Raw genomic sequence first — 26716 nt, forward strand, 5'->3', positions numbered from 1 at the left:
CCGCCGCAACAGATCGGGCTTGTGGCTGAAAATCTTACGGCCGGCGAGAACTTATTGTTTGTCTCATGCGTTTTGATGTCGGCTTGTCCTGGCAGTCACCGGTCCTAATTTCTTGGAAATACGGAGGAAACATGGACGAAATTTCGAGAACGAAGGCGAAAACCGGCGTCGCTGGGCTGGACGATGTTCTTGCCGGCGGTTTCACGCGCAGTCACGTCTTTCTCCTCGAAGGGTCTCCGGGCACGGGCAAGACGACGATCGCGCTGCAGTTTCTCGTGGAAGGTGCCGCCCTTGGCGAGCGCTGCCTCTACATCAGCCTTTCCGAAACCAGGGAGGAATTGTGCGAGAGCGCCAGGTCGCACGGCATGAAGATCGGCGAGGAGATCGAGATTTTCGAGCTCGTGCCGCCCGAAAGCCTGCTCGATGCCGACCAGCAGCAGAGCCTGCTCTACTCCTCCGATCTCGAACTCGGCGAGACGACGAAGCTGATCTTCGAGTCCTTCAAGCGCGTCAAGCCGCAGCGGGTCGTCATCGACAGCCTCTCCGAGATCAGGCTTCTGGCGCAAAGCTCGCTGCGCTATCGCCGGCAGATCCTCGCGCTCAAGCACTTCTTCTCCGGCTCCGATGCCACCGTGCTGCTGCTCGACGACATGACCTCCGACACTCTGGACAAGACGGTCCATAGCGTGGTGCACGGGGTCATCCATCTCGAGCAGCTGGCGCGCAGCTATGGGCCTGAGCGCCGCAGCCTGCGGGTCATCAAATATCGCGGCCAGTCCTTTCGCGGCGGCTATCATGATTTCATCATCAGAACCGGCGGTGTCTACGTCTTCCCGCGCCTGCGCGCCATCGAGCACAAGACGAGCTTTGCCCGCGCGGTACTGAAGAGTGGCATCCGGGAGTTCGACGAGCTTCTCGGCGGCGGCATCGAACGCGGGTCGAGCACGCTCTTGATCGGGCCGGCGGGCACGGGCAAGAGCCTGTTTTCGCTGCAATTCGTCGAGGCGGCCGTCAAGCGCGGCGAAAGGGCCGCAGTATTCGTCTTCGACGAGGAACTGGGCCTGCTGTTTGCCCGCACGAAGTCGATGGGCCTCGATCTCCAGAAGATGAGCCATGACGGAATGCTCCATATCGAACAGCTGGATGCCGCCGAACTGTCGCCCGGAGAGTTTGCCCAGCGCGTCAGGGAGCGGGTGGCAGACTACGATGCCAAGACCGTCGTCCTCGACAGCATCAACGGCTACCAGCAAGCGATGCCGGAAGAAAACGCCCTCCTCCTGCACATGCACGAGCTGCTGCAATATCTGAACCGGCAGGGCGCCAACACTTTCCTGACCGTTGCCCAGCACGGCCTCGTCGACGACATGAAATCGCCCGTCGATGTCACCTATCTCGCCGATACAGTGATCCTGCTTCGTTATTTCGAAGCACATGGCATGGTCCGCAGAGCCGTCTCCGTCATCAAGAAGCGGACCGGCAAACATGAGGAAACCATCCGCGAATACAAGATCACTCATGAAGGGCTGATCCTGGGCCAGCCGCTAACCGGCTTCCAGGGGATCCTTCGCGGGCTGCCGACACTCGTCGATGACCGTAAGCCGTTACTGCAATAAAGCGGGCACGCGCATGGCGACGATTCCTAATAATGATGCCATCGCCCTGATCCACGCGCCGCTTGGGCGTGATGCGCAGATTGCGGTCGCGCTTCTGCGGGAAGCCGGCATTCCGTCACAGGCGGTATCCGACCTCACGTCGTTCGTCGCCTGTCTCGGCGACGACACGGCGCTCGCCATCATTACCGAGGAGGCACTGCGCTATGCCGACCTGCGCGCCCTCTCGGCGTGGATCGAGGCGCAGCCGAGTTGGTCCGACCTGCCCTTCATTATTCTCACCAACCGCGGCGGCGGCCCCGAGCGCAACCCCGCGGCGGCCAGGCTGCTGGAAGTGCTCGGCAATGTCAGCTTCGTCGAACGCCCTTTCCATGCCACGACCTTCATCAGCGTCACGCGCGCGGCCCTGCGCGGACGAAGACGCCAATACGATGCCCGGCTGCGCATGGAGGCGCTGGACGAAGGTGAACACCGCTTGCAGACGGCGCTCGCCGCCGGCCGGCTCGGCGCCTGGGAACTCGACCTTGCCACCGGGATTCTAACGGCCTCGGCCGCCTGCAAGGCCATTTTCGGCCACAGCCCAGACGAGGATTTCACCTATCGGGACATGATAATGGCAATCCACCCTAATGACCGTGCCCGCATGCTGGCCGCCGTAGAGAAAAGCGTGGAGATGGGATCGGACTATTCAATCGAATACCGGACGGTCTGGAAGGACGGCACCGTTCACTGGGCCGAAATCCGCGCCCAGCTTCACCGGGATCGCGCCGGCAGAGGGATGAAACTCGTCGGCGTCTCGGCAGATATCACCGACCGGCTCGAGGCCGAGGAACATCAGCGGCGGCTCAACGAGATCCTCGAGGAACGGGTGGCCGAACGCACCCGCGAACTCGAACAGGCCCATGCGACGATGGTGGCGGAAATCGGCCAGCGCCAGCGGGCCGAGGAGCAGCTGCGCCAGGCCCAGAAGATGGAGGCGATCGGCCAGCTGACCGGCGGCGTGGCGCATGACTTCAACAACCTGCTGATGGCCGTGCTCGGCAATCTCGAACTGCTGCGCAAACATGTCGGCGACAATACCAAGGCGATCCGCCTCATCGACGGCGCGCTGCAGGGCGCCAGGCGCGGCGCATCGCTGACCCAGCGGCTGCTCGCATTCGCGCGCAGGCAGGACCTTCACATCGGCCGGGTCGACATGACCGGCCTCGTGCTTGGAATGGCCGATCTTCTGCAGCGCTCCGTCGGCTCCACCGTGACGATCGAAACCGTGGTTCCCGACGAGCTTCCGCCGGTTTCGGCCGATGCCAACCAGATCGAGCTGGCGCTTCTCAATCTCGCCGTCAACGGCCGCGATGCGATGCCCGACGGCGGCACCATTCGCATAGAGCTGAAAGAGGCCCGCCGGGCTCCCGCCACCGATGAACTCGCCGCCGGGGATTATGTCGTGCTCTCCGTCACCGATCAGGGACACGGCATGGACAAGGAGACGCTGCGAAAGGCGGTGGAGCCGTTCTTTTCGACCAAGGAACTGGGCAAGGGCACCGGGCTTGGCCTTTCGATGATCCATGGACTGGCCCTGCAGCTGAACGGCGAACTAAAGCTTGCAAGCGAGCCCGGCAAGGGCACAACGGCAGAGCTGTGGATACCGGTTTCGCCCGCGCCCGCTGCCGTGCCGGAGCCCGCCGAAGGGCCAGCGGAGAATGCCGAACCGTCTTCCGGCCCGAAACGCATCCTGCTCGTCGACGATGACGTGCTGATCGCCATGAGTTCGGCCGACATGCTGGCCGATCTCGGGCATGAGGTGGTGGAAGCCCATTCCGGCAGGGAGGCGCTGGAATGCCTGAGCCACGGCGCGGCTTTCGACCTGATGATCACGGATTATTCGATGCCGGGAATGACCGGCGGCGAGCTCGCCAGGGCAGCCCGCGAGATCGCCCCGCGTTTGCCCATCCTGATCGCCTCCGGCTATGCCGAACTGCCGCCGGGCCTCGACCTCGATGTCGCAAGGCTCGGAAAACCCTATACCCAGGCTCAATTGGCCCAGCAGATCGGCAAGCTGATGATATCGGCATAGCCCTCTTCCAGCCGGGGAAGGCCATGCATCCTTTTCCCTCCTCGGATGTTTCAATTCCCGCCAGCGCCGTTTCGTTCGAGCGCACCCGTTCCGTTTGGCTTGATATTCGTCACGTCGAGTTCGATCGGAACGGTGATCATCCTGTCCCGTAAAACCAGATGCACCCACCCATGCGGGTGATATCCATGCGATGACCCGAGGCGTAGAGTTTTCTCCGGCTCTGATTTCAGGAGAAGCAAGAGGAGGACGCAATGCCAACCATCCTGGCTCATCACGACGTCAAGGACGTCAAACACTGGCTCGCCTCGCCCCGTCGCAAGGAAATTTTCGAACCGATCGGCTGCACGAACATTCGCACCTTCGTCGATCCGCAATCGTCCAACAAGGTCGGCCTCGTCATGGACGTCGCCGACATGGGCCGCCTGACGGAACTCATGAAAAGCAAGCAAGCGGCTGATGCGATGGAATATGACGGCGTATTGCCCGAGACCCTGGTGATCCTCGTTCAGTCCTAGCTGTCAGGGATCAACCCGGCCGGTACCAAGTGAAAGCCCCTCCCCACAAGGGGGCGGGCTTTTTTTCTCCGCGGAGAACGTGAAGCCGGCGTGCGCAATACCCGTAAAACCCATGCATCCTTTTTCCGCGTCAAGCGTTTGAACTCCGTCAGCGAATGAGGAGACCGAGATGGCGGGCAGCACAGGCAGAGACACGATCGAAGGCAAGGACGAGGTGAAGGATGCGGGCGAGCAGCCGCCGGCCGACCGCATCACGCCGACCGACCACGCTGCCCGTCACGAGGGTTTCGAGAGCGAAGCGGAATACCGCGCCTATCTGGATGCGGTCGCCGAGGATGCGCCGGTGGAAGAGATCGTCGTCGATGTCGAGCGCGCCGCCTCGCGCGCGGAGCTCGAGCGGCAGATCGAGGACGTGCGTTACGAGATCGACAATCTGCGCGCCCGCCTGCATATCATCCGTCATCAGGCGGGCAACGTGCTCCAAGAGAATATCCGCTGGGCGGACGCGAGCGCCCATGCGCAGCTCGGCGATCATCCCTGGCTGAAGCTTTCCACCGCCATGGCCGCCGCCTTCCTCGTCGGCAAGGCCCTGCAGCGCCTGCCCTTCGGTCCGTTCGCCACCGCCCTGGCGCCGCTCATTCTGGCCGTGGCGCGCGAGAGAGGAAGGTAGCGGAACCGTGACGTGTGAACGCACAGCGCTTTGGAGCATTCATTGGGGCGGCGGCGCCACCTCCCTTGTGAGCCATGAGGCACGAGGCTTCCCTATCCTCCCTCATTCCTGTGCTTGTGACAGGAATCCAGCAGCCGCGAGTCCACGCGGCGGGGGACCCTATGTCTGCAATGACCTCATAAGCCTATAAAATGTAAGAGTCTTTTCGGCTTGCAGACGCAAGCCGGCTGGATTCCTGTGACAAGCACAGGAATGAGGGGGTTGGGGTGGCGCCTTCATTCAAAAGGGAAGCGTCATGGCCAAAAGGTGGTCGCCTCTCTAGGCTATCCCACCCGCTACCGCCGAAACGTCCGCCTTGCCGCCCGCGCGACACTTTCGGCGAGCACCGCAAGACAGCCGACGACGAGCAGTGCGGCACCAACAGTCGGGCCAATGAGGCCGGATTTTACCGCAAGGCCGACCCCGAGCACGAGAAGCAGGCTGAAAAGCGCCAGCGCCCCGTCATCGATGAACATGCCGATGAGTTCCCTAAAGGCGATTTTCAGGATGTTCATCGGGCGACGGGCTCCGCATGCAGATCGTAATACTGGCGCAGCCACCGGACTGCGATGAAGGAGAAGATGGCAAGCCCGCCGAAGAGCACGGGCAGCGAGAGGTCTTCGCCCGGCCATGGCGTGCCGATGCCCTCGCCCACCCAGAAGATGCCGAAAGCCGTCAGCAGCAGCCCGACGATGAATTTCAGCGTATTTTCCGGCACTGAAGACAGCGGCTTGTGAACCGCCAGGCCGATGACGAGCACGGCGATGCAGGCCACCAGCGCGCCGATGGCCGCATAGGGCAGCATGCCGGGCCGCGCACCTGTCGCGATGACGATGAATACCACTTCGATGCCTTCGAGCAGCACGGCCTTAAAAGCGGCCGTACCGGCCAGAAAATCGGCCCGCCGATCCGTCGACTGGCGGGCAAGCGCATCGGTTTCCGAGGCAAAGGCCTTCTCCTCGTCATGCAGCGCAATGAAGCCCGCGGCCCTGAGGATCGCTTTTCTCAGCCACCGCATGCCGAACAGGATCAGGAGCGTACCGATGACGAATTGCAGGATGTCGATCGGGATGAGGCCGAGCAGAGGCCCGAAGACCAGCACCAGCACCGCAAGCAGGGACAGCGCCAGCCCCGCGCCGATAAAGGCCGACCGCCAGCTCCGTGTGACGCCGACCGCAAGGATGATGGTGAAGGCTTCCACGACCTCCACGAAGGAGCCGAGGAAGGAGGCCGTCATCGTCGAAGTAATGCTTGTGATCGTCGTCATCGTCACCTCGGTCTTCCACAGTCGATCGGGACAGGCAGGCACCAGCAATGCTCCGGCCGCGAAAAGAATGCCAGCGGAAAGCCCGGCCTGTCCACTGCCCTCATTGGCCTGCGGAAGACGTGAGTTGCTTTGGACGGGAGGGATTGGCACCGGCTCCTATGGAGCGAGATCGCCATGCGGCATTATTCGCGCTGGCTAAGCATTCCGTGACAATGCGCTCAGCAGGTTGGCCAGTTGATCGCTTTGGGCGATGTCGAGCTTGTCGCCAAGATGACGCTTTATCGCGGGCGCATAGACTTTCCACATTCTCGCCTGCATGGCGCGGCCATCGTCGGTGATAACAACCCATCGGCCCCGCCCGTCCTCGGCATAGAGTTCGCGCACCACAAGTCCGCCCTTTTCCATCCGGTCGAGAAGGCGGGAAAGATTGTGTTGCGCAAGAAGCGTGCGCTGCTCGATCTCGTAAGGGCGCAATCGGCCGCCCTCAGCCCGCGAGAGTTCCAGAAGCACGTCATACCAGCCGAGCGGCGGGAGATCGGCGGCTTTGAGATCGTTTTCGATCGCCTCGAGAACCCTCTGCTGGGCGCGCATGAGCAGCACCCAGGCGCGCGTGGCGGAAGGAGACGGTTGAGCATCGTCGGGAGCGCAAGGATCATCCATAGATGCAATTACATCTATATTGACGGGGCGCGCAAGGGCTTATATAGATGCAATTACATCTACCTTATTAAGGACATCCTCGATGAATCAGGAACGCATGACCGATTATGCCGTCACACTGCTGCGCGTGAGCCTCGGCGTGATGTATCTCGCCCATTCCATCGTGCTGAAGCTCTTCACATTCGGCCTTACCGGCACGGCGGGCTATTTCGCTTCCATCGGCCTGCCGGGATGGCTGGCCTATCTGACATTTGCGGCCGAGGCCGTTGGTGGTGTGATGCTGGTGCTCGGCATCTATGCCCGCTGGGTTGCCCTCGCATTGATCCCTGCCCTGCTCGGCGCGATCATCTGGGCTCATTGGGGCAATGGCTGGGTGTTCAACGCGCCGAACGGCGGCTGGGAATATCCGTTCTATCTCGTCGTGCTGTCGCTCGCCCAGTTCCTGCTTGGCGATGGCCGCCATGCGCTTCGTCCCGCCCCCGCGTTTTAAGGTGCCTGTCATGTCCGATGCACATCTGATCCTCGTCAGCCATCATCTCTGCCCTTATGTCCAGCGCGCCGCCATCGCCCTTGCGGAAAAGGGCGTGCCCTTCGAGCGCCGCTCTATCGATCTCTCGGCAAAGCCCGACTGGTTCCTGGCCATCTCGCCGCTCGGCAAGGTGCCGCTGCTGCTCATCAACCAGGCGGACGGAACGCAGGCGGTGCTGTTCGAAAGCGCCGTGATCTGCGAATACCTGGAGGAAACCCAACCGGGATCGCCGCTCCATCCCGCCGATCCGCTGAAGCGGGCTCGGCACAGGGGATGGATGGAGTTCGGCTCATCGATCCTCTCGGACCTGTGGGGCTTCGAGACAGCCAGGGATGCCGCCGCCTACGAGGCCAAACGATCGGCTCTCATCGACAAATTCAGGCGCGTCGAGGCGGAACTCGGCGCGGGGCCATTTTTCGTGGGCGAGACGTTCAGTCTCGTCGATGCAGTCTTCGCGCCGATTTTCCGCTATTTCGACGTGTTCGACACGATCGCACCCACCGGAATATTCGATGGGCTGTCCCGCACGGCCCAATGGCGCGCAGCATTGACCGAGCGCCGCAGCGTGCGCGAGGCGGTCGGCGGCGACTATGGCGACCGCCTGCGGACCTTCCTCAGGCAGCACGATGCCTGGCTCTTGAAACTATCGGCATGATCCGAACCTGGAGCCCGCGGGCTCCCCGGACGTTCTACCGAATTCCGGAACTATCCTCCCTTTCAAACCTGTGTCGTCGCTGTTTTTCAAGAGTCCTCTCGGCTTGCGGACGCAAGCCGGCTGGATTCCTGTGACAAGCACAGGAATGAGGGAGGTTGGGGCCCGCCCCTCTGTCCATCACACTCCAGGCATCATGGGAGTCTGCCCTGTGGCTCCCACCAAGACCTGTCCTGCCGCACAAAGCTCCTGTGGCACAGACGCCCCCTCCTCTCCTCATTCCCTCCTCGTGCCGGCGCGAGGGATGTCACAGGAATCCAGCAACCGCGTCTCTCCCATTGGATGCCAGGAAATATCTGCGATTATGGAGCACATGCCAAGGCTGGAAGCGTTGCGAGCGAGACGGCACATCGGCGCAAAGCTGCTCTTGTGGATTTGCAGTCCTTTGCAATTGGCACTCTCGCGACTAATTTTCATGGCGGAGAGACGATGAAGGAAAGCAGCGCATGTGCCGAAATATAAAACCCCTGTTCAATTTCGATCCGCCGGCGACGGACGAGGAAATCCATGATGCGGCGCTTCAATTCGTGCGCAAGCTGAGCGGAACAACCAGGCCGTCGAAACGCAATGAGGCCGCCTTCGAGAGCGCCGTCTCGTCGATCGCGAGATGCGCCCGTGAATTGCTCAATTCGCTGGAGACCTCTCAACCACCTCGCGACCGCGAGGAAGTCGCTGCCAAGGCGCGGGCACGAACGGCGGCCCGCTTCGCATAGGAAACGCCCTACGGCTGCCGGTTTCGAAGCACGCCGACGAGCGCCTTCCCGTCGGTGAAATAGGGATCGCCGCCCCCGTTGCGACCGTCCTTGGTCGCTCCGATGCCATCGATCTCATAGCTCGACAGAAGCTGTCCGGCCTTGAGAAGATCGCTGATGACGAGGTTTCGCTCCGCGTCGACATCAGGGCCGATATGATGCGTGATCTGACCGGTATCGTGGCTGAAGCCGACGCCTCGATCGAAGCTTGCCGAGCCCAGCCAGTGCGGGCGGTCATTCGGGTCGGTTTGTCCGGTCAGCCAGAAGCGGACATGGTTGCGTTCGTCGGCACTTCTGCCCACGGGCTTTTCGAAAGCCAGATCCTGTTTTCTGCCCTCGAACAGCAGCGGGCTGACCGGCGCATCGAGATCGGGCCGATCGAGCACCACGCTCAGTCCGATATCGATCGATGTGCGCAGGGTGATCTTATCGGCAGCATCCCACCCGGCAGCCGCAAACGCCCGGATGACCTCCTCCTTCGAACCGACAAGACCGACATTGATCGGGTCGCCGGGAATCCCCTGCTCTGTCGTCGTGACCATGTTGCCGACTTTGGCAACGCGGTCGGCATCGTGAAAAATCCAGATCTCGGGAATGACGAAATAGGCAAGCAGCAAATAGATGAACAGCAGAACGGCCACTATTCTCGTCGCCGCGCGGATCTTCGTGCGATGAAGCATTGGAAATCCCCCCAGATTGCCAGGCAGGATCATACGCCGAACATGCGGCGGCGACATCCATAATTTGCAGTCGGCTTCGTAAGAACTCCAAAGTGGCGGACACAATTCCGCGCCAATTGTGCGACGTGACTTTTCCGGGCTCCGAGGAAAAGCGGGAATGCTCCAGAGATGAGGAGTTGGACCGGTCATGCGCATTCTCGTCGTCGAGGACGATAAAAAGACGGCCGATTACGTCGCCCAGGGCATGAGCGAGGCAGGCCATGTCTGCGATATCGTCGAGGACGGGCGCGATGCGCTGTTCCAGGCGAGCCACGAACAATATGATGTGCTCGTCGTCGACCGAATGCTGCCGGGCCTCGACGGCTTGTCGCTGATCAAGGCGGTGCGCGCGGCAGGGATCGGCACGCCGGCGATCTTCCTGACCTCCGTCAGCGGCGTCGACGACCGCGTCGAGGGGCTGGAGGCCGGCGGCGACGACTATCTCACCAAACCCTTCGCCTTTTCCGAACTGCTCGCCCGCGTCCATGCACTCGCCCGCCGCCCGCCCGTGCAGGACCAGAAGACGGTGCTGCGCGTTGCGGATCTCGAACTCGATCTGGTGCGTCGGCAGGTGACGCGCCAGGGCCAGGCGATCGAGCTGCAGCCGCGCGAATTCACCCTGCTCGAAGTGCTGATGCGCGACGAGGGCCGCGTGCTGACGCGCACCATGCTGCTCGAACGCGTCTGGGATTTCCATTTCGACCCAAAGACCAGCGTCGTCGAAACCCATATCAGCCGCCTGCGCGCCAAGATCGACCGGCCCTTCGACGTGCCGCTTCTCCATACCGTGCGCAATACAGGATATAGCCTGCATGCGCCGTGCTAAAGCATCGGACCAAAAAGTGCGAAGCGGTTTTTGGATAATCCGATGCTTCAAGCAAAAGCCATCGGACCGAAAAGTGTATAGCGGTTTTCGGATAATCCGATGCTGAAGAAAAAATGGAGACTATGGAGAAGCACGCCCTTCCGGCTGGCGCTCGCTTTCGGGCTGCTCTTCATCCTCGCCTTTCTGGTGGCTGATATCATCACCTATCAGCTGCTGAAACGCGACCTGGCGGAAGCGCTCGACGATTCCGTGCGCGATACCTATGCGGTCGTCGCCTCCACCTATTCCTCCGAGGACGCGGAAGACTTCGTTGCCGGAGTGGCAACCTATGCCCGCCTCAACAGCCCCGACGACAGCATCTTCCTGCTGGTCGACGCAAAGGGCGAGCGGCTTGCCGGCAATGTTTCGCTGTTTACAGCAAAGGACGGCCTCTCGACCATTCACGCCGGCGATATCGGCCTGAAAGGCAATGATCGCATCCGCATCCAGGCGGGCACGGTCAGCGGCAACCGGCTGATCGTCGGCGAGAGCTATTCCGACACCGACGATCTGGAACATGTCGCCTTTATGAGCTTCGTCTGGGCCTCCGGCGTCATCGTCATCCTCGCCTGCGGCGGCGGCGCCTTTTTCGCCGCCCGCGCCCAACGGCGGCTCGACGGCATCGAGCGCGCGATGAGCGACGTTTCGGCCGGCAATCTGACCCGGCGGATTCCGCTCGAAGGCAATGGCGACGATATCGATGTCGTCGCAGCCCAGATGAACGAGGCGCTGGACCGGCTGTCCGCCCTCGTCGAAGGCATGCGGCAGGTGAGCGCCGATATCGCCCACGACCTGAAGACGCCGCTCAACCGGCTGCGCATGACCATCGAGCAGGCAATGCAGCAGAGCGGGCGCGGCGTGGACGTCCAGTCCTTCCTGCTCGATGCCCGCGCGGAGAGCGACCGCATCAATGCCACCTTCGAGGCGCTACTGCGCATCTCGCAGATCGAAGCCGGCGCCCGGAAGGCGCGGTTCCGGCCGGTCGACCTCGGGGACATCATGAGTTCGGTTGCGGAAATCTACGGCAGCGTCGCCGAGGACAATGGCCAGTCGCTCGCCTTCGCCACACGGCCCGCCTTCCCCTGCATGGTCAATGGCGACCGCGAACTCCTGACCCAGCTCTTCGTCAATCTCGTGGAAAATGCCATCACCCATTGCCCGCCGAAGACATCGATCATGCTCGGGCTTGAGGCCGTCGCCGGCAGCTTTTCCGCCACCGTTGCCGATGACGGCCCCGGCATTCCCGAGGAAGAGCGCGACCTGGTCTTCCGCCGCCTCTACCGCCTCGACAAGAGCCGCACGACACCGGGCAGCGGCCTGGGCTTAAGCCTCGTCAAGGCGATCTCCGATCTGCACGGCGCTGCGATCACGCTCAAGGACCGGCATCCCGGCCTCGGCATCATCATCAGCTTTCCTGCCCAACCGCAGGCATAAGGAGGCCCAGCACTAAGGATAAGCAATGAAAAGACGCTGGAGGTTGCCCGCCGATTGCAAACTCCCAAACAACAGACGGGCAGCCCCTCCGGGCCACCCGTTGTCTTGACCCATTCTCGATCAGTTGCCTGGCTTGTTCCTGATCGCCGCGTCTATCTGCCTCTTCACGGCATCCAGGTTGAAGGAGGCCGGATCCTGCATTGGCGGATAGTCGACCGCCGTGAGCGCGAGTTTGGCGACTTCCTGCTGAACACTCACGAAGCGCCAGAATTCGCGGGCAAAGAAGTCGTTCATGTAGCCTCCACCGCACATCTTCGCCTTCGCCGCCAGATTGAAGGCCCTCGTCGATACACTCCGATGTGATAGGGACCCCGGCCTCGGAATGATCATCAGCTTTCCCGCCCGACCGCAGACATAATGGCCCAACATCGGGGATAAGGAATGAAAAGACGCGGGAAATTCCCCTCCAGGCAATGCCTGGAGCGCTGATGGAGAGGGAGGCGGGCACTGCCCTACCCTCCCTCACTTGTGCTCGGGCTTGTTCCGGGGATCATCACAGGAATCCAGCAGCCGCGCGTCCACGCCGCGGAAGCCTCCTATCCTCCCGACAACCTCACAACCCCATCAGATGCCAGAAGATATCCTCCCATTCCGAATTGTTCTCTTCGATGAGATTGAGCTTCGACTGTCGCGGCCATTTCTTGATCGTCTACTCGCGCGTGATCGCCGCCGTCACGGATTGGCATCCATTGCGCTTGCCCAGAGGTGGCGCCCCATCCGACATATTTCCGGTACTGGGTAGCAATTGCCACCGAGGACCGCTTTCAGCCCTTTGCGGTGATCCGCTACGTGCGATCAACTGAGACAGTTGAACGTTGCAGCCGCTTGTCCCGATGCTGACCCGATCCAGGAAGCAGCACATACGGGTTTCTCGAACTCAGAGAAGACCGATAAATGGGTAATATGGCGGCAGACCGCATTTGCATCACCAGCATCGAAAAACTGATCGATTTGATCAGCCCGAGGAAGAGGAAACTCATAGGTCGCAATATACGCGAGCTGGCCGGGCTGAACTTCGACCGGCATGACCGATAAGCTGTCGGCGGTTACACTGCCAAGCCAAAGCCTGTTTTCCTCCAAGTCTACCAGACCACAAATTCGAGGCGTATCGTGCTGATCGAACTCGCGGTCCAGACCGACGAGAACGCTCACGATCGCATCTCGTGGGGTGTTGCCTGCCTTTAAACGCTCGTAAATCGGGCGTGTGTGGGTGCCGTTCCCTACAACGGCAAAACGAGAATTCCAAATGAGGCATTCGTAGGCGATGTAAGGACTCTCAGATGTTGCATCTTCACTTCCGGCCTGTGCGACAATCCGTATGGTATCGCCGAGCTTTTCCGCATTTCTGTTGGGAAACGATCTGCTCGAAACCCGATACGCAGCGACCAGGTCCCCTTTTCGATCCCGACCTACCCCAACAATGCGACCGACATACATTTCGATGATTCTCCGAACCAATATGAACGCTAGCCATAGTACGCCCGAAGGCCGTGATCTCAATGCCCGCAGGGGGCAAAGCAGCCTTTCCAGACTGGTGGCAGTTGCTACCGGATTGAGCATATTTCCTGAATCAACAGATGATCTGCGGCATCGTTTGCGGTTATACCGGGCGGCCCCAAACCGCGTCATACAGAGTCCGCCATGCCCCTTCCCTATCGCAATTCCAGGCTGCTTCGCCGTTCCCGTGTCATCTGGGGATCCTTTTCGCTCTGGCGGCCGCGGTTGGTATTCTGGTGCGGGGCGCTGGCGATCGGGCTTGTCAGCGTCGGTTTTGCAAGGCTCGCCGATCTGGCGCAGAGGGCCTTCGGCAGTCTCACATCCTCGGGCGAATGGTCGTTCCTGCTGCCGCTGATCCTGAGCCCGCTCGGCTTCATGCTTTCGGCCTTCCTTGCCGCCAGGCTGTTTCCCAATTCGCAGGGCAGCGGCATCCCGCAGGCAATCGCCGCCCGGCATCTGCGCCATGAGGAAGACCGCACGCGGCTGCTGTCGCTGCGGATCGCCGCCGGCAAGATTGCGCTCACCGTTCTCGGGCTCTTCAGCGGCGCTTCGATCGGCCGCGAGGGGCCAACGGTGCAGGTCGGCGCGTCCATCATGCTGGCGGTCGCCCGCTTCGGTGGCATGGCGCAGGCGCGCGGCCTGATCCTGGCGGGTTCGGCAGCCGGCATTGCGGCTGCCTTCAACACGCCGCTTGCCGGCATCGTCTTTGCCATCGAGGAAATGAGTCGCACCTATGAATCGCGCGCCAATGGCCTGGTGCTGACCGCCGTCATCCTCTCGGGCCTTGCCGCCCTTGGTCTTGCCGGCAGCTATAATTATTTCGGCGAAGCTTCCGTTTCGCCAGCAGGCCTGAGCGACTGGGGGCTCGTGATCGTCTGCGGCATCGGCGGCGGCGCGCTCGGTGCTGCCTTCAGCGGCTTTGCCCTGCATTTCGGCCAGCGCATCCGCCGCTGGGCGCAGCCGCAGCCCTTGCCGCGCATGGTCATGCTTGCTGGCATTTGCGGACTTGCAGTCGCCGTGATCGGCATCGCCTCTGATGGCACGACCTTCGGCACCGGTTATGAACAGGCGCGCGGCGCGGTCGAAGGCCATGCGCTGCCGCCCTTCTTCTTCATCGAAAAACTTATCGCCGGTTTCCTGTCGATGCTGTCAGGCATTCCCGGAGGCATCTTCGCCCCTTCGCTTGCCGTCGGCGCCGGCTTCGGCAGCACGGTCGGCTCGCTGCTCGGCACCAGCATCGCGCTGGCCGCGATCCTCGGCATGACCGGCTATTTCTCCGGCGTCGTGCAGGCACCGATGACGGCCTTCGTCATCATCCTCGAAATGACCGGCGACCATCAGGCCGTCATCCCGATCATGGCCGTCGCCATGCTCGGCTATGTCACCTCCCGCCTCCTTTCGCGCGAGCCGCTCTATCACGGCCTCTCGCGCGTCTTCATCGCCGCCGCCGTCAGGGCGCGGCGGGCGATGGAACGGGAAGAGGCTGCGGTCTAGAGCACTTTCGTTTTCTTCGAATCGCGAAAGTGCTCTATCTGCTTGTTTTTACGCAATTCCGGACGCAAAACCGCTGCACACTTTTGCTGGAATTGCCCTAGAGCCGTCACGACCGCTCGCTCTGCACCTCATCGGCCGTCCGCGCGATGAACCGCTTCGAGACCAGCCAGCACAACAGCGCCCAGAGCGCGCCGGCGACCCAGCCGGCGAGCACATCGGTCGGATAATGGACGCCGAGATAGATGCGGCTGAGGCCGATGATGACGGCAAGGAAGATGCCAGCCCCCATGACGAAGATGCGCGTCGCACGGAAGCCCTGCGTGCGCGCCAGAAGCGCACCGAGCGTGAGATAGGTGACGGCCGAGACCATTGCATGGCCGCTCGGAAAGCTGAAATCGTTGACGTCGACGAGATGCGGCACCACGTCCGGCCTGGCGCGGGCGACGATGATCTTCAGCCCCGTGCTCGCCAGCCAGCCGCTGAGAACCGATAGGAACAGGAAAACGGCGATTGTGGTCCTGCGGTCGAGCAGCAGATAGACGGTGGCCAGCAGCGTCAGGATCGCCAGCACGGTGACGCCGCCGAGGCTGGTAATGTCGCCCATCGCGTGGACAAGCCATGACGGGCCGATCGGCTGGCCGAGATCGCCGGGCTGGCGCAGCCAGAGCAGGATCGTCTGGTCGAAGCCCTGCGTCTCGCCCTCCAGCACCTCGCTCGTCAGCTGCTGCAGCAGGAAAAGGCCGCCGGCAAGGCAGGCGAAGGTGATGAGCGTCATCGGCTCATATTGGTTCAGCCAGGTCTTGATACGCTGCTGCATTCTTCTCCCATCCGAGATATCACGCACCAGGAAAGCCCCGGCGCAGGAACTCATCAACTGTGTTCAGTGGTTTGATTTTGCAAGGGGGTCCGAAGGACGTGTCGAGACCCGTGGCTCGACCCCGGTCGCGTTTGGGCAGGGTTCCCAGCGTCATGCAGCACCTTCACTTTCGGAGCCACCCCGCCGCCGGCGAACCGATCAAAGCCTGATGGCAGTCTCCTCTTTCGCCGTCCGGATAACGATCATGGTGAAATAGCGGGCAACGTTGTTTTCGTCGCGGAAAAGGCGTTCGCACAGGCTATCGAACTCCTCCATATCGCGCAGGCGCAGCATCAGGACGACATCGGTTGCACCCGTGACGGAATAGGCCTGCGACACGGCCTCCTCGGCGATGGCGATGTCCAGAAAGCGGCGCATATGCGCCTCGCCGTGCAGCTTCAGTTCCACGGTCACCAGCGCCTTGATTCCACGTCCGGCTTTTGCCGGATTGAGGATGGCGACGATGCGGTCGATGACTCCAGATTTGCGCAGCCGCTGCACGCGGCGCAGACAGCTGGAGGGCGCCAGCCCCACCTCGTCGGCCATCTCGATATTCGTGCGCGATGCGTCGCGCTGCATCAGGTTCAGAAGTTTTCGGTCGATACGGTCCATTCCCGCAGCTTATCCGCCAGACACGCCTTTGCAATAAAATTGCAAGACGCTGCAATCTTTGACCGAAAATTCGAAGCGAACGGGTTTAGCAGATGGAGACATCGCAAAAGGAGTCTCACATGTCGTTCCTGTCGTTCATCCGGCGCAACACCAGCCAGACGCTGGGCATCTACTGGGTGCTTGTCCGCATCACCGTTCCGATCGCCATCCTGACGGAGCTTCTGTCGCGGATGGGAGCGGTGAAGGCGGTTGCACCCGCCTTTGCACCTGTGATGAACCTGATCGGCCTTCCCCCAGAACTGGGACTGGCCTGGCTGACGGGCATGCTGGTCGGGATCTGGGGCGCCATTCCTCTCGTCTTCACCCTGGTTCCCGTTTCCTCGCTCAGCGTCGCCGACGTCACGGTTTTCTCGGCCCTCATTCTGTTTGCGCACGGTCTGCCGATCGAGCAGAAGATCATCCAGAAGGCCGGTCCCGGCATGATCGCGACGTCGGTGCTGCGCATCGTGGGCGGCCTGCTCTATGCCTTCATGCTGCACCATGTTCTCTCGGCGACGGGCTGGCTGTCCTATCCGGTCGATCCTGTCTGGCTGCCGATGAGCGCGACGCCCGACTGGGGCGATTACGCCTGGGGCCTTGCCGAGACCATGGTCTGGATGCTCGTCATCCTTCTTGTCCTGTCCTGGGGCCTTGAAATCCTCAAGGTGACCGGGCTCATGGAATGGATGATGAAGGCTCTTTCGCCTGTGCTGCGTCTTGCCGGCATCCGCGGCGAGGCCGGACATCTGACGGCGATCGGCCTGTTTCTGGGCATTTCCTACGGCGCCGGCCTGCTGATCCGCGAGGCGCAATCGGGCTCGGTGGCGCCGCGCCAGATCTTTCTGTCCTGCGTGTTCATGGGCTTCGCGCACAGCGTGATCGAGGATACGATCGTGGTGATGTCGCTCGGCGCCAATCTGCACGGCGTCCTGACCGGCCGGCTCGTCTTCGCGGTCGCGGCATGCGCCGTCATTGCGGCCCTGCTTCGCCGCTTGCCCGACAAGGCGTTCTTTGCGCAAATGTTCCGGATGGGAACCATGGAGGCCGCGCGCCGATAGAGCACTTTCGTTTTTCTTCGAATCACGAAGGTGCTCTATCTGCTTGTTTTTACGCAATTCCGGACGCAAAACCGCTGCACACTTTTGCTGGAATTGCTCTAGACACGATCACATCGGGCTCACCGAACTTTGTACTCACCTCTTCATCTACTGTTTTCTCGACCTTCGTATAGTTACAAATCCCGCATAACCCGGTGATCCTGATGCGGCTGAAGAACAGTCGCCGCCTGTCGCCACGGGAGCCTCTCCTGTTCAGGCACGGAGCAGCGGCAGAAAGGACCAAAAATGTCTGGAATGACGAAAAGCCTCGTGATCTCGTTCGGCCTCGCCCTGATCTCCCTATCGGTTGCAGAGGCAAAACCCATGTCGCCTGCCACGGTCGTGACAAGCGGACAACACAAGCTGTTGGCGGACGATAGCGGCCGATCGCTTTACACCTTCGACAAGGACCAGCCCGGCAAGTCCGAATGCACACTGCTCTGCGCCCTCGCCTGGCCCCCCTTCGAAGCGCCGGCCGGCGCCAAGGCCTCCGGTCCCTGGAGCATTGTCACGCGGCCGACCGGGGTAACCCAGTGGGCCTACAAAGGCTCGCCGCTCTACACCTATCACTTCGATTCCAATCGTGGCGATATCCACGGCGACGGGGCCGAAGGCGTTTGGCATCTTGCCAGGCCGTGACGGCATAACGCGTATCGAACTGGCGACAGGGCAAGTCGAGTCTTCTATACTGCCTCCGACAAACTTGCCCTGCTGCGCGATTCGTTCCAATGATGGCAAGCTCATGTTTGCGCCAAAGGCGCTGTAGGTGAGCGCCTTTGCATCCTCCCAAATCAGAGCCTGCGGAAAAGGGAAGAGAATGAAAAAGGTACCCGCCGCCCTTGCATTTGCGATTCTTGCTTACGGCGCGGGCGCACGGGCCGACGATATGGCCCCGCCATCCTATGCCGATACGACACTGACCGGCGATTGGCACGGCTATCGCAATTGGCTGCGGGATCAGGGCGTCACCATCACGATATCGCAGACCAGCGACGTGCTCGGCAATGTATCGGGCGGTGTGAAAAGGGGAACGGCCTATGACGGTCTTTTCCAGTTGCAGGGCGATTTCGACATGGGCCGGTTGGCAGGCTGGACCGGCGGCAGCATTCATATCTCCGGCTATGCGATCCAGGGTCAGGGCCTGTCGGGCAAGGATGTCGGCAATCTTCTGACCGCAACCTCTGTCGAGGCCGATCCCGGCTTCAGACTGGGCGAATTCTATCTCTCGCAGAGCCTCATGAACGATAAGGTAACGGTGAAGCTCGGGCAAATTCTGGCGGACCAGAATTTCGCGATCAGCAGCACGGCCAGCCTTTTCGTCAACTCGACATTCGGATGGCCCGGCATTTTTGCCGCGGATCTTCCAGGCGGCGGACCGGCCTATCCCTTCGCCGTTCCGGGCGCCCAGATCATCGTCAAGCCTGACGATGCCTGGACGCTGCAGGCCGCCGTCTTCAATGGCAGCCCGACCGGATCGGACCCGGACGGCAATGCCAATGGACTGGGGTTCCCGGTTGGAGATGGCGTGTTTGCGATTGCCGAGGCGGCCTATGCCTATACGCCCGGAAAGGGCGATTGGGGCTTGCCGGGCACCTACAAGATCGGCGCCTGGTACAATTCCGAAGGGTTCGACAGCCTGTCCACCGCATCGAACGGCGTTTCGCTCGCCGATCCCCTGTCGAGCGGCAGCCCGCGCCGGCTCTCGGGCAATTTTGCGGTCTATGCCGTTGTCGATCAGACGCTGTGGCAGGAGCCCGGCAGCACGGATAACGGCCTGAATGGATTCTTCCGCGTTGCGGTCGCGCCGCAGCAGGACCGCAACAGTATGAACTGGTATTTCGACATGGGCCTTGCCTATAAGGGGCTTCTGCCTGGCCGCGACGATGACACCGCCGGCGTCAGCTTTGCCTATGCCAGCATGAGTTCGGGCATGTCGGATCTGGCAAAGGCCGAGAATGCCTTCTCCGGGACGTCGCAGCCGGTTCCGAGTTCCGAGGCGGTGATCGAAGCCACCTATCAGGCTGCCGTCACGCCATGGCTGTCGGCCCAGCCCTTCTTTCAATATGTCATCCGACCGGGCGGCAATGCAGCCGATCCCGACAAGCCCGGCTCGCGGATCGAGAATGCGGCGATCTTCGGGTTCCGGGCCGTTACAACCTTTTGAGAGGGCGGCGCCCTTTCAGGCGCCGCTCTCCCTTTACACCAGCGGCCCGCGGCTCGTCGCCACCAGATCCTCTTCCTCATCCCGCTGATGCCCGCCGAACGCGGCAGCCGCAGCGGCGATGAAGGCGCCGACCAGCAGCGACAGCGAGCCGATCAAGGCCGAGGTCGCCGCAGCCTTGCGGGCCTCGTCGGCCGCAGCCTGCGCTGCGACCTTGGCGTCTTCGATCTGCTTCAGCACGGTATCGACCCGGGCGCGGGCATCGGCTTCGGAAAGCCCGGTGCGGGCCGAGACGATGCCGGCAATATAGGTCTTGTCGCCATCCGGCACCGAGCCGTTGACGGCCCCCTGCAAGAGGATGCGGGAGATCTCGGCAGCAGCCGCGCCATTGTCCTCGTTGGCGCGGTCGGCAATATTCTGCGGCCGCAGCAGCGCATCGGTGAAATAGGCGGTGGATAGGCCAGGCCCCGTCGAATCCGTGTCCGAAGCGGAGGCGGCGGCCCCTCCGGCGACACCGGCAGCCATTGCGGCCTGACCGGCAGCACTTGCCCCAGCGCCTGCAAGCGAGGTCAGCGACGAGGCCAGGAAGCCGGCGACGAAGACGGTCGCGAGCGCCCAGCTGAGGAACCCGTGCGCCGTATCGCGGAAGAACACCTCGTTGGTATGGATGGCCGCCCACTTGGTACGCAGCCGTCCGGTCAGATAGCCGCCGAAGGCCGAGGACAGCCATTGCACGACGACCAGCCAGATCGCAGCGGTGACGCCGACGGTTGTGGCCGAGCTGCTTTCGCCCGACCAGGGGGAGACCATCGTCAGACCGACGCCGGAGCCGAGCAGCAGCAGGATGAGCGTGATGCCCGTCGCCGCCACGGCGCCGCCGATGATCGGCCCCCAGGCCATGGCCGATTTCGATGATTCGACCGGCATCACGCCGGTCCGCCCGCTTTCGAGGCCGGAGCCTCCGATAACGGTTCTGTCTTCAGCAAGAGACATGGCAGCCTCCTATCGCATGAAGAGAACGAGCAGGATGACGATCGGCAGCGGGATACCCAGAAGCCAGAGAAGAATACCGCGACCCATTTGAAAATCCTCCGTGAATTGAATGTGTTCGCGAGGACCGAACGCCGGCGGATGCTGTTTGTTCCTGAGGCGGATGTGGCGCTGGAGACAAGCCCTCGAATCTACCCCTCGATGGAACAGGCGAGTCCGCCCCGCGTTGCGTTTTTGGAGAAAAGGAGCGCCTGATGGCCCACAAGACAAAACCGCTCGTCGAAGTCGCCGCAAAGACCGAGGGCGGCCGCGTGCCGCTTGGTATCATGAACACCAAGCAGGCACTCGACCTGCCCAACGAGCTGGATCTGGAAATCTCCCATCCGGACAAGGAGCCCGGCGCGACCGATCACTTCATCGACAAGGAAGAGCTGCGCAGGGTCAGAACAAAGGCCCGCGGCAAGCAGTAAGCCATGGGCTGCGAGCGGCTGAGGATTCCTCCTTGGATTAACCGCCGTTGATACCTGCGGCAAGCGAGCTATCTCGCCTGCATGGATCATCTCTTCGACGACGACACGCATCACAAGAGCCTGCGCGCGGGACTGCGACGCATCGAGCGGGGCGAAGGCCGTAAGGCCATGCTCCTGCAATTCGTCTTTACCGTCGTCGACATCGCCATCCTCGCCTTCTTCGTGCTCGGCCCCTATTTCCGCGCCGCCCCCACCTATCTCGTCATCGACTACGTCATCGCCGTCTGGATCGCCGCCGAGACCGCGGCGCGCGCCATCGCGGCACCCTCGCTGCGCAGCTGGATCCTGCGGCCGATGACCTGGATCGATTTCATCGTGCTGGCAACGCTGCTCTTTCCTAATGCGCTCTTCAACTTCGCCTTCCTGCGCGTCATGCGACTCTGGGCGATCGGACGAAGCCCGCTGCTGAAGGCGGCGCTGCACCGGATGGGCTGCGGCTACGCGATCGATGTTGTGCGCGCGGTGATCAATTTCCTGGTCTTCCTCTTCCTCGTGACGGGCTTCGTCTACACCTCCTTCTTCTACAACCAGCCGGGCGGCGAAGGTTTCGTGGACGCGCTCTATTTTACTGTCGCGACCGTGACCACGACGGGCTTCGGCGACATCACACTGCCCGGCACGCTCGGCAAGCTCACCTCGGTAGTGACCATGATCGTCGGCATCTCGCTCTTCGTGCGCCTGGCGCAGGCGGTGGTGCGGCCGCACAAGGTGACCTTTGCCTGCCACCGTTGCGGCCTGCAGCGCCACGATGCCGATGCCGTCCACTGCAAGGCCTGCGGCGAAGTCCTCAACATTCCCGACGAAGGCGCGTAGGCCGAACGCGGCACGCTGAAAAGCGAGGATGGTCCTGGGCCGTGCCTACCGCGAGGCGCATCTCGCCATCATGCACGGCCGGCCGGAGCGCGGCAATTTCGCCACGCGCCGCTCCGTCTCCGTCGCTCACGCAGCCTATCAGGCCGCCACTTTCAGCCCCGCCAATCACAACTGGATTTCGCTCGGAACGGAAATTGCGACGACACCGGCCGACAAATGGACTTTGAGCAGCCGGACCACTGGATCACCAGCTGGACGAACACGCCGCTGATGCTGCTCCATCTCATCCGCGGCGGCGCCGGCCGCGGTCTGCTGCCCTGCTTCATGGGCGATGCCGAGCCCGGCCTTGTCCGCGCCGGGCCGGTGATAGACAGCCTGACCTATGACATCTGGATCACTGTTCACGAAGATGAGCGTCAGCGGCCGGAAGTGCGAACTGTCATCGACAGGCTGAGCGCACTGTTTGCCGCGCATGCGGATCTCTTCGCGGGCAGATGCGAGCGCACCTGAAAAGGCGTCAGAGGGCGGCGGGTGCTGCTCCATGCCTCGGCCGTTGCGGCAGTTGCACGGTGGGGTGCGCCACGCCCTCGCCAGCCGCGCACTATTCGCCCTCACCCCAAAGCGGAACGAACTTCACGCCTCGACTGTTACTCGACCGACAATATTACGAACGGATCGCCCCATCCGACTATTGATGATAGTCCTGGCAGCAATGATCGCATCGGTCGTCGGCATATTGGGCGTCCAGATGTTCGATCGCGGCGGCAGCGGCAAGAGTGAAACACCACCAGCGGTCATCCAGCAGCCGGAGCCGAAATAGCGCCGCGCGGCTATTCCCTCGCTCAGCGCGAGCTTCTATCAAGGCGGTCTCGTTGGAATCCCTTTGCCGCTGGAATCTTACCGAGCTACTGCATAAGTGTTACAGCGTCCATTGCGCGTCTTAAAAGACGCGCGGCGCTGTAATGAACCGGCTGGACGCGATCGCACGTCTCTAGAGCAGAGCTTTCGGAACGAAGGTTTGGCCCCTATCGGAATGACAGAGGGCCACCAGCCCGCCTCAAGCCGCGTGGCCGATTTCCTCGATGGCGTCGAGCTCTTCCTGCAGGGCAGGCGCTTCAACGCCGAGATCGTAGCTGGACTGCAGGTTCAGCCAGAAATCCGGCGTCGTGCGAAAGTATTTGGCGAGCCTGAGAGCCGTATCCGTTGTCACCGGAGTCTGTTCGGAGGCAAGCCGCTCGATCCTGGTGCGTGGAACATTCAGCTTTCGCGCCAGCGCACCGGCGCTCAGGGCGAGAGGTTTCAGATATTCCTCCCGAAGGATCTCGCCGGGGTGAACGGGCGTAAGAATTTTCAGCATTTTCTTACATTGCCTCCTGGCAAAAAAGGCGTAGCGACATCAAGCCCTCAATGGTAGTCAACGATTTCAACATCCTCGGCGCCGGCTTCGGTCCAAACGAAACAGATGCGCCATTGGTCATTGATTCTGATCGAATGCTGGCCTTGCCGATTGCCTTTCAGCGCTTCCAGCCGGTTGCCGAGAGGTGACCGAAGATCGTCCAGCATGGATGCGGCATTCAGCATTGCCAACTTTCTCTGCGCCACACGCATGAGATCGGCCGCAAACCTTTAGGCGGCTTCTGCGTGGTCGCGACCGTTTCCGTCATCGCAGTCTTGAACGATCGGATCACGGCCATCTCCTGAACGCACTTGTATCATAGCGCGATACGAGCCAGCGTCAAACGCAATGTATCACAACACGATACAAAGAACGGCTTCGCGCCTCCAACCATTCCCCGCCTCACCGCCAAAGCTTTTCTTCCGTATACACATCCATCCAGCGCCAGACCCAGGCCATGGCGAACATCGTCAGCAGCCATCCAAGCACGACGTCCGAAAGGAAATGAGCGCCGAAAATCACGCGATTGAACGCCACGAACAAGAGGCAGGGCAACAGCAGTATCGCGGCCGCCCACCTGAGCCTGGCGGGCACCAGAACCAGCAGCGACAGTGACGCCGCCGCGGCTGAAGCCTCGCCGGACGGGAATGAGCAGTTGCGGCTGCACGCAGCGGAAAACTGCCACACCGGCGTAAAATCCATGGTTCCACCGAACTCGGCAAGCTCGCGGGGCCGTACTCGCCCGATGAGAACCTTGAGCGTCTGGACCGTGAAGAGCGGGCCTGCGACAAAGCTCAGGAGCACGAACAGCGGCTTCTCGGGCGGGCAGAACCGCATTCGTCCCGGCAGGAGCCTCTGCAGCGCGATCAGCACGATCATCGATCCGATAAGCCAGGGTTGTGCGAGGCGGCCGATATCCCTCACCGCCAGCAGGAATGGATCGTCGGCCAGAATGAAGGTCTGTCCGCTCGCAAACCAGCGCGAGACGATGAGATCGAGATTGGGAAAGACGACGAAGACGAAACTGACCCAGACGATCGACGTGCCGATCGCGGCGAGCGCCCGGTCAGCCTCGGATGGCGTTGCCGGCAAGCCCACGCCGCTGGCGGCAGAATTCCAAGAATCGAACACGAATTTTCGCATGCCGGCATCTCCGAAAGCTGCAGCATCGGCCCGAAAATCGGAATCGATTTTCGGAAAGCCTGATGCACCAAATCAAAGGGTTAGAGCGTTCGTTGCGCGTCCGGGCGGATGCGCGGCGCTCTAATCGGCGGCAAGCTGATTTCGAATTGTCAAGAAATGGCGAGGAAGGGATCAAGGCGCTGTTGAGAACGGGTTGCCTGGCCGCTAAAAGCGCGCTTGCAAATTGCAGAAATCTCCTCCGTCCGCGATGGTGGACGTCCGGCGGCAAAGCCGGCAAAGGGAATTGAACAACCGCAGGGCATTGGAATGGATAACAGTCTCGTTCTGATCGTTGAGGATGAACCGGCAATCGCGCAGATACTGGAAGGATATTTGTTGCGTGACGGGTTCCGTACCGTTCGCGCCGGCGACGGCGAAATAGCGCTTCAACATCATGCCCATCTGAAACCGGATCTTGTGCTGCTTGACGTGCGCCTGCCGAAACTCGACGGTTTCGACGTGCTCGCGCGCTTGCGCCAGGCCGGGTCAACGCCTGTCATCATGGTGACGGCTATTGCCGACGACATCGACCGGTTGGCTGGTCTGCGCCTCGGCGCCGATGACTATGTGGTCAAACCGTTCAACCCGCAGGAGGTCGTGGCCCGGGTCAAGGCCGTCCTGCGCCGGACGCGCGGAGAACACGCCAACGTCATCAAGCGGTTCGGACCCATAGAGGTCGATTTCACCAGCCACACAGCGTTTGTCACGAGCGACGAGCGCCGCACGCATCTATCCCTGACGCTCAGTGAATTTCGAATTCTCGCCTATATGATCCGCCACCCGACCCAGGCTTTTGCGCGCGCCGATATTCTCGACGCCTGCCTGCCGGAAAGCGACGCTCTGGTGCGCACTGTCGACACGCATATCTCCAACCTTCGGCGCAAGCTGGAAGAGTTGGGGCAGACCGGCTTCTTTCCTGCAGTGCGGGGAATTGGCTATCGTTTTTCGGATCCGAGATGAAGATATCAAGGCTCCCCTCGCTGCCGCTGGCAACGGTCACCGCCGTCACCATCGGCGTGATGCTGCTTCTCAGCGTCGGCATGACATATCTCGGGGCCATATGGTATTCCACCTATCTTGAGGAAAGCATTATTGAAAACCTGCCGCCGAGAGCCGCGGCTGCTTATCGCGATCTGGACAATGGCGTCGTCCCCGACCAGGATTCGCTCAAGCTCCTCCTCGCCAACCTCAATGGGCTGCAGGAAGAACAGACAGATTTCCAGCTTCAGATCCTGATTCTGACCTGCGGCCTGCTTTCGGCCCTTGTCTGCGCCATCATCGGGATATTTCTGGCGCGGCGGATCGCAAGGCCTCTCGCAGAACTCACATCTGCTGCCGAAGGCCTGAAATCCGGCGACTTCTCGGTGAGCGTCGCCGCCTCGCGCCATGCCACCCGAGAGGTCTCCAGTCTTATGGACACCTTCAATGCGCTCGCAGCCAGCCTCGACAGCATGGAAAAAAGGCTGCGCTTCAACAACATGGCGGTCGCCCACGAATTGCGAACGCCACTGACGATCCTGCGGGGTTCGTTGCAGGGCATGCTTGACGGCGTTTTTCCGATGGACCGGAAGATGATGTCCGATCTCCTGGTCCAGGTGGAAGGCCTCGGGAGAATTGTTGAAGATCTGCGCACCCTGTCGCTGGCGATCGGTCAGAAACTCGTCATGGAGCGTGAATGGATCGACGTGTCGCAGGTGGTGGCAGCGGTGCTGACATCCGCCAAACCCATGCTGGAGACGAGCACGCTGACGCTTGAAACCGGGCTGCAACCCGCCTTCCTGTCGGTCGACTCCCCGCGCATTCGCCAGGCCGTGCTGGCACTTCTGGAAAACGCCTGCCGATACGCGGCAGACGGCAACTGGCTGCGGTGCGAAACGGAGCAATTGCCGGATGAGAGCGTCGTCATCCGCCTTCTGGATCGAGGTCCCGGATTTCCTGAAGGACTGGATGCGGTGGCCACGAACCCCTTCTGGCGCGGCGATCCCTCACGGTCTCGCGCAACGGGCGGTACGGGACTGGGACTATCGGTGGTGCAGGCCATCGCGGTTGCCCATGGCGGACACCTCGAATTCGCAAACCGGGAAGGCGGCGGCGCGCTGGTCGCAATCCACCTGCGTCCGGCGTGAGGCGCAAGGATTCGATA

28 protein-coding genes and 4 pseudogenes are annotated in these 26716 nt (G+C 61.7%); 19 read left to right on the forward strand and 13 right to left on the reverse strand.

From position 1 onward, the window contains the following. The first annotated feature begins 131 nt into the window (after window positions 1–131). From ACK9YZ_RS11405 to ACK9YZ_RS11420, 4 genes are all read left to right on the forward strand, one after another. The gene (locus ACK9YZ_RS11405; protein WP_216758690.1) at window positions 132–1613 is read left to right on the forward strand and encodes an ATPase domain-containing protein; all 1482 of its coding nucleotides are present in this window, start codon (window positions 132–134) and stop codon (window positions 1611–1613) included. Between the two features lie 13 nt (window positions 1614–1626). Further along, entirely contained in the window at window positions 1627–3684 is a 2058-nt protein-coding gene (locus ACK9YZ_RS11410) for an ATP-binding protein (RefSeq protein WP_416066673.1), read from the forward strand. Window positions 3685–3935: 251 nt separating this feature from the next. Continuing rightward, window positions 3936–4199 carry a hypothetical protein gene (locus tag ACK9YZ_RS11415; protein WP_216758692.1) on the forward strand — a complete coding sequence of 88 codons (264 nt, stop codon included), beginning with the start codon at window positions 3936–3938 and terminating at the stop codon, window positions 4197–4199. Window positions 4200–4368: 169 nt separating this feature from the next. After that, on the forward strand, window positions 4369–4869 hold the full coding sequence (locus ACK9YZ_RS11420; protein WP_416066674.1) for a hypothetical protein: 501 nt from the start codon (window positions 4369–4371) through the stop codon (window positions 4867–4869). A 335-nt stretch (window positions 4870–5204) separates the two neighbouring features. On the opposite strand, the gene ACK9YZ_RS11425 is transcribed toward ACK9YZ_RS11420, so the two are convergent. From ACK9YZ_RS11425 to ACK9YZ_RS11435, 3 genes are all read right to left on the reverse strand, one after another. Beyond that, a complete protein-coding gene (locus ACK9YZ_RS11425) occupies window positions 5205–5423 on the reverse strand; it encodes a hypothetical protein (RefSeq protein WP_416066675.1) in 219 nt (72 codons plus the stop codon). Beyond that, window positions 5420–6175, reverse strand: coding sequence for a COG4280 domain-containing protein (locus ACK9YZ_RS11430; RefSeq protein WP_216758695.1), 756 nt, complete (start codon window positions 6173–6175; stop codon window positions 5420–5422). The genes ACK9YZ_RS11425 and ACK9YZ_RS11430 overlap by 4 nt, the downstream gene beginning before the upstream one ends. Before the next feature lie 195 nt (window positions 6176–6370). Further along, window positions 6371–6835, reverse strand: coding sequence for a MarR family winged helix-turn-helix transcriptional regulator (locus ACK9YZ_RS11435; protein ID WP_416066676.1), 465 nt, complete (start codon window positions 6833–6835; stop codon window positions 6371–6373). 82 nt (window positions 6836–6917) lie between these two features. Between ACK9YZ_RS11435 and ACK9YZ_RS11440 the strand changes: the two genes are divergently transcribed. From ACK9YZ_RS11440 to ACK9YZ_RS11450, 3 genes are all read left to right on the forward strand, one after another. After that, entirely contained in the window at window positions 6918–7325 is a 408-nt protein-coding gene (locus ACK9YZ_RS11440; protein ID WP_416066677.1) for a DoxX family protein, read from the forward strand. A gap of 10 nt (window positions 7326–7335) precedes the next feature. Then, window positions 7336–8019 carry a glutathione S-transferase family protein gene (locus ACK9YZ_RS11445; RefSeq protein WP_416066678.1) on the forward strand — a complete coding sequence of 228 codons (684 nt, stop codon included), beginning with the start codon at window positions 7336–7338 and terminating at the stop codon, window positions 8017–8019. Window positions 8020–8522: 503 nt separating this feature from the next. Then, window positions 8523–8789, forward strand: coding sequence for a DUF2277 domain-containing protein (locus tag ACK9YZ_RS11450; RefSeq protein ID WP_416066679.1), 267 nt, complete (start codon window positions 8523–8525; stop codon window positions 8787–8789). 8 nt (window positions 8790–8797) lie between these two features. On the opposite strand, the gene ACK9YZ_RS11455 is transcribed toward ACK9YZ_RS11450, so the two are convergent. Beyond that, the gene (locus ACK9YZ_RS11455) at window positions 8798–9508 is read right to left on the reverse strand and encodes an LssY C-terminal domain-containing protein (protein WP_416066680.1); all 711 of its coding nucleotides are present in this window, start codon (window positions 9506–9508) and stop codon (window positions 8798–8800) included. Between the two features lie 187 nt (window positions 9509–9695). Here ACK9YZ_RS11455 and ACK9YZ_RS11460 point away from each other — a divergent pair, with 187 nt between their 5' ends. Together ACK9YZ_RS11460 and ACK9YZ_RS11465 are read left to right on the forward strand one after the other, a co-directional pair. Beyond that, window positions 9696–10373 carry a winged helix-turn-helix domain-containing protein gene (locus ACK9YZ_RS11460; RefSeq protein WP_416066681.1) on the forward strand — a complete coding sequence of 226 codons (678 nt, stop codon included), beginning with the start codon at window positions 9696–9698 and terminating at the stop codon, window positions 10371–10373. Window positions 10374–10472: 99 nt separating this feature from the next. Beyond that, a complete protein-coding gene (locus tag ACK9YZ_RS11465; protein WP_416066682.1) occupies window positions 10473–11846 on the forward strand; it encodes an ATP-binding protein in 1374 nt (457 codons plus the stop codon). Window positions 11847–11966: 120 nt separating this feature from the next. Here the strand turns inward: ACK9YZ_RS11465 and ACK9YZ_RS11470 are convergent. The 3 genes and pseudogenes from ACK9YZ_RS11470 to ACK9YZ_RS11480 form a co-directional block, all read right to left on the reverse strand. After that, window positions 11967–12152, reverse strand: a pseudogene (locus ACK9YZ_RS11470) (arylsulfatase); the annotation flags it as partial. Between the two features lie 307 nt (window positions 12153–12459). After that, window positions 12460–12582, reverse strand: a pseudogene (locus ACK9YZ_RS11475) (GIY-YIG nuclease family protein); the annotation flags it as partial. A 119-nt stretch (window positions 12583–12701) separates the two neighbouring features. Further along, the gene (locus tag ACK9YZ_RS11480; protein WP_216758703.1) at window positions 12702–13343 is read right to left on the reverse strand and encodes an IMP cyclohydrolase; all 642 of its coding nucleotides are present in this window, start codon (window positions 13341–13343) and stop codon (window positions 12702–12704) included. A gap of 204 nt (window positions 13344–13547) precedes the next feature. On the opposite strand from ACK9YZ_RS11480, the gene ACK9YZ_RS11485 reads away from it, so the two are divergent. Then, window positions 13548–14897, forward strand: a complete 1350-nt coding sequence (locus ACK9YZ_RS11485; RefSeq protein ID WP_416066683.1) for a chloride channel protein — start codon at window positions 13548–13550, stop codon at window positions 14895–14897. A 106-nt stretch (window positions 14898–15003) separates the two neighbouring features. On the opposite strand, the gene ACK9YZ_RS11490 is transcribed toward ACK9YZ_RS11485, so the two are convergent. After that, complete coding sequence (locus tag ACK9YZ_RS11490) at window positions 15004–15714, reverse strand: phosphatase PAP2 family protein (protein ID WP_416066684.1); 711 nt, start codon at window positions 15712–15714, stop codon at window positions 15004–15006. A gap of 198 nt (window positions 15715–15912) precedes the next feature. Further along, on the reverse strand, window positions 15913–16365 hold the full coding sequence (locus tag ACK9YZ_RS11495) for an Lrp/AsnC family transcriptional regulator (protein ID WP_183806270.1): 453 nt from the start codon (window positions 16363–16365) through the stop codon (window positions 15913–15915). 119 nt (window positions 16366–16484) lie between these two features. On the opposite strand from ACK9YZ_RS11495, the gene ACK9YZ_RS11500 reads away from it, so the two are divergent. The 3 genes from ACK9YZ_RS11500 (at window position 16485) to ACK9YZ_RS11510 (ending at window position 19665) form a co-directional block, all read left to right on the forward strand. Continuing rightward, entirely contained in the window at window positions 16485–17462 is a 978-nt protein-coding gene (locus ACK9YZ_RS11500; RefSeq protein ID WP_416066685.1) for a nucleoside recognition domain-containing protein, read from the forward strand. A 285-nt stretch (window positions 17463–17747) separates the two neighbouring features. Beyond that, window positions 17748–18140 (forward strand): hypothetical protein, encoded by a 393-nt coding sequence (locus ACK9YZ_RS11505; RefSeq protein WP_216758707.1) that lies wholly within the window; start codon window positions 17748–17750, stop codon window positions 18138–18140. Window positions 18141–18318: 178 nt separating this feature from the next. Continuing rightward, window positions 18319–19665 carry a carbohydrate porin gene (locus ACK9YZ_RS11510; protein WP_416066686.1) on the forward strand — a complete coding sequence of 449 codons (1347 nt, stop codon included), beginning with the start codon at window positions 18319–18321 and terminating at the stop codon, window positions 19663–19665. A 33-nt stretch (window positions 19666–19698) separates the two neighbouring features. Here ACK9YZ_RS11510 and ACK9YZ_RS11515 read toward each other — a convergent pair whose 3' ends face one another. Further along, entirely contained in the window at window positions 19699–20589 is an 891-nt protein-coding gene (locus ACK9YZ_RS11515) for a hypothetical protein (RefSeq protein WP_416066728.1), read from the reverse strand. A 317-nt stretch (window positions 20590–20906) separates the two neighbouring features. Between ACK9YZ_RS11515 and ACK9YZ_RS11520 the strand changes: the two genes are divergently transcribed. The 4 genes and pseudogenes from ACK9YZ_RS11520 (at window position 20907) to ACK9YZ_RS11535 (ending at window position 22815) form a co-directional block, all read left to right on the forward strand. Then, window positions 20907–21122, forward strand: a complete 216-nt coding sequence (locus ACK9YZ_RS11520) for a hypothetical protein (protein WP_416066687.1) — start codon at window positions 20907–20909, stop codon at window positions 21120–21122. Window positions 21123–21203: 81 nt separating this feature from the next. Continuing rightward, entirely contained in the window at window positions 21204–21995 is a 792-nt protein-coding gene (locus ACK9YZ_RS11525) for a potassium channel family protein (protein WP_416066688.1), read from the forward strand. A 46-nt stretch (window positions 21996–22041) separates the two neighbouring features. Further along, window positions 22042–22505: pseudogene (locus ACK9YZ_RS11530) on the forward strand (LysR family transcriptional regulator); the annotation flags it as partial. Window positions 22506–22689: 184 nt separating this feature from the next. Continuing rightward, window positions 22690–22815, forward strand: a complete 126-nt coding sequence (locus ACK9YZ_RS11535; RefSeq protein ID WP_416066689.1) for a hypothetical protein — start codon at window positions 22690–22692, stop codon at window positions 22813–22815. 237 nt (window positions 22816–23052) lie between these two features. Here ACK9YZ_RS11535 and ACK9YZ_RS11540 read toward each other — a convergent pair whose 3' ends face one another. The 3 genes and pseudogenes from ACK9YZ_RS11540 to ACK9YZ_RS11550 all read right to left on the reverse strand — a co-directional run bounded on the left by ACK9YZ_RS11540 (window position 23053) and on the right by ACK9YZ_RS11550 (window position 24534). Further along, window positions 23053–23352: a HigA family addiction module antitoxin gene (locus tag ACK9YZ_RS11540; RefSeq protein WP_216758711.1), complete on the reverse strand. Its 300-nt coding sequence runs from the start codon at window positions 23350–23352 to the stop codon at window positions 23053–23055. A gap of 47 nt (window positions 23353–23399) precedes the next feature. Next, window positions 23400–23683 (reverse strand): annotated as a pseudogene (locus ACK9YZ_RS11545) (type II toxin-antitoxin system RelE/ParE family toxin). Window positions 23684–23793: 110 nt separating this feature from the next. After that, on the reverse strand, window positions 23794–24534 hold the full coding sequence (locus tag ACK9YZ_RS11550; protein WP_416066690.1) for a phosphatase PAP2 family protein: 741 nt from the start codon (window positions 24532–24534) through the stop codon (window positions 23794–23796). Between the two features lie 306 nt (window positions 24535–24840). Here ACK9YZ_RS11550 and ACK9YZ_RS11555 point away from each other — a divergent pair, with 306 nt between their 5' ends. Together ACK9YZ_RS11555 and ACK9YZ_RS11560 are read left to right on the forward strand one after the other, a co-directional pair. Then, window positions 24841–25533: a response regulator gene (locus tag ACK9YZ_RS11555; RefSeq protein ID WP_416066691.1), complete on the forward strand. Its 693-nt coding sequence runs from the start codon at window positions 24841–24843 to the stop codon at window positions 25531–25533. Further along, window positions 25530–26699 (forward strand): ATP-binding protein, encoded by a 1170-nt coding sequence (locus ACK9YZ_RS11560; protein WP_416066692.1) that lies wholly within the window; start codon window positions 25530–25532, stop codon window positions 26697–26699. The genes ACK9YZ_RS11555 and ACK9YZ_RS11560 overlap by 4 nt, the downstream gene beginning before the upstream one ends. The last annotated feature ends 17 nt before the right edge of the window (window positions 26700–26716 follow it).

The sequence above is a fragment of the Rhizobium sp. ZK1 genome, assembly GCF_047782645.1.
In the GTDB taxonomy this organism is placed as follows: Bacteria; Pseudomonadota; Alphaproteobacteria; order Rhizobiales; family Rhizobiaceae; genus Rhizobium.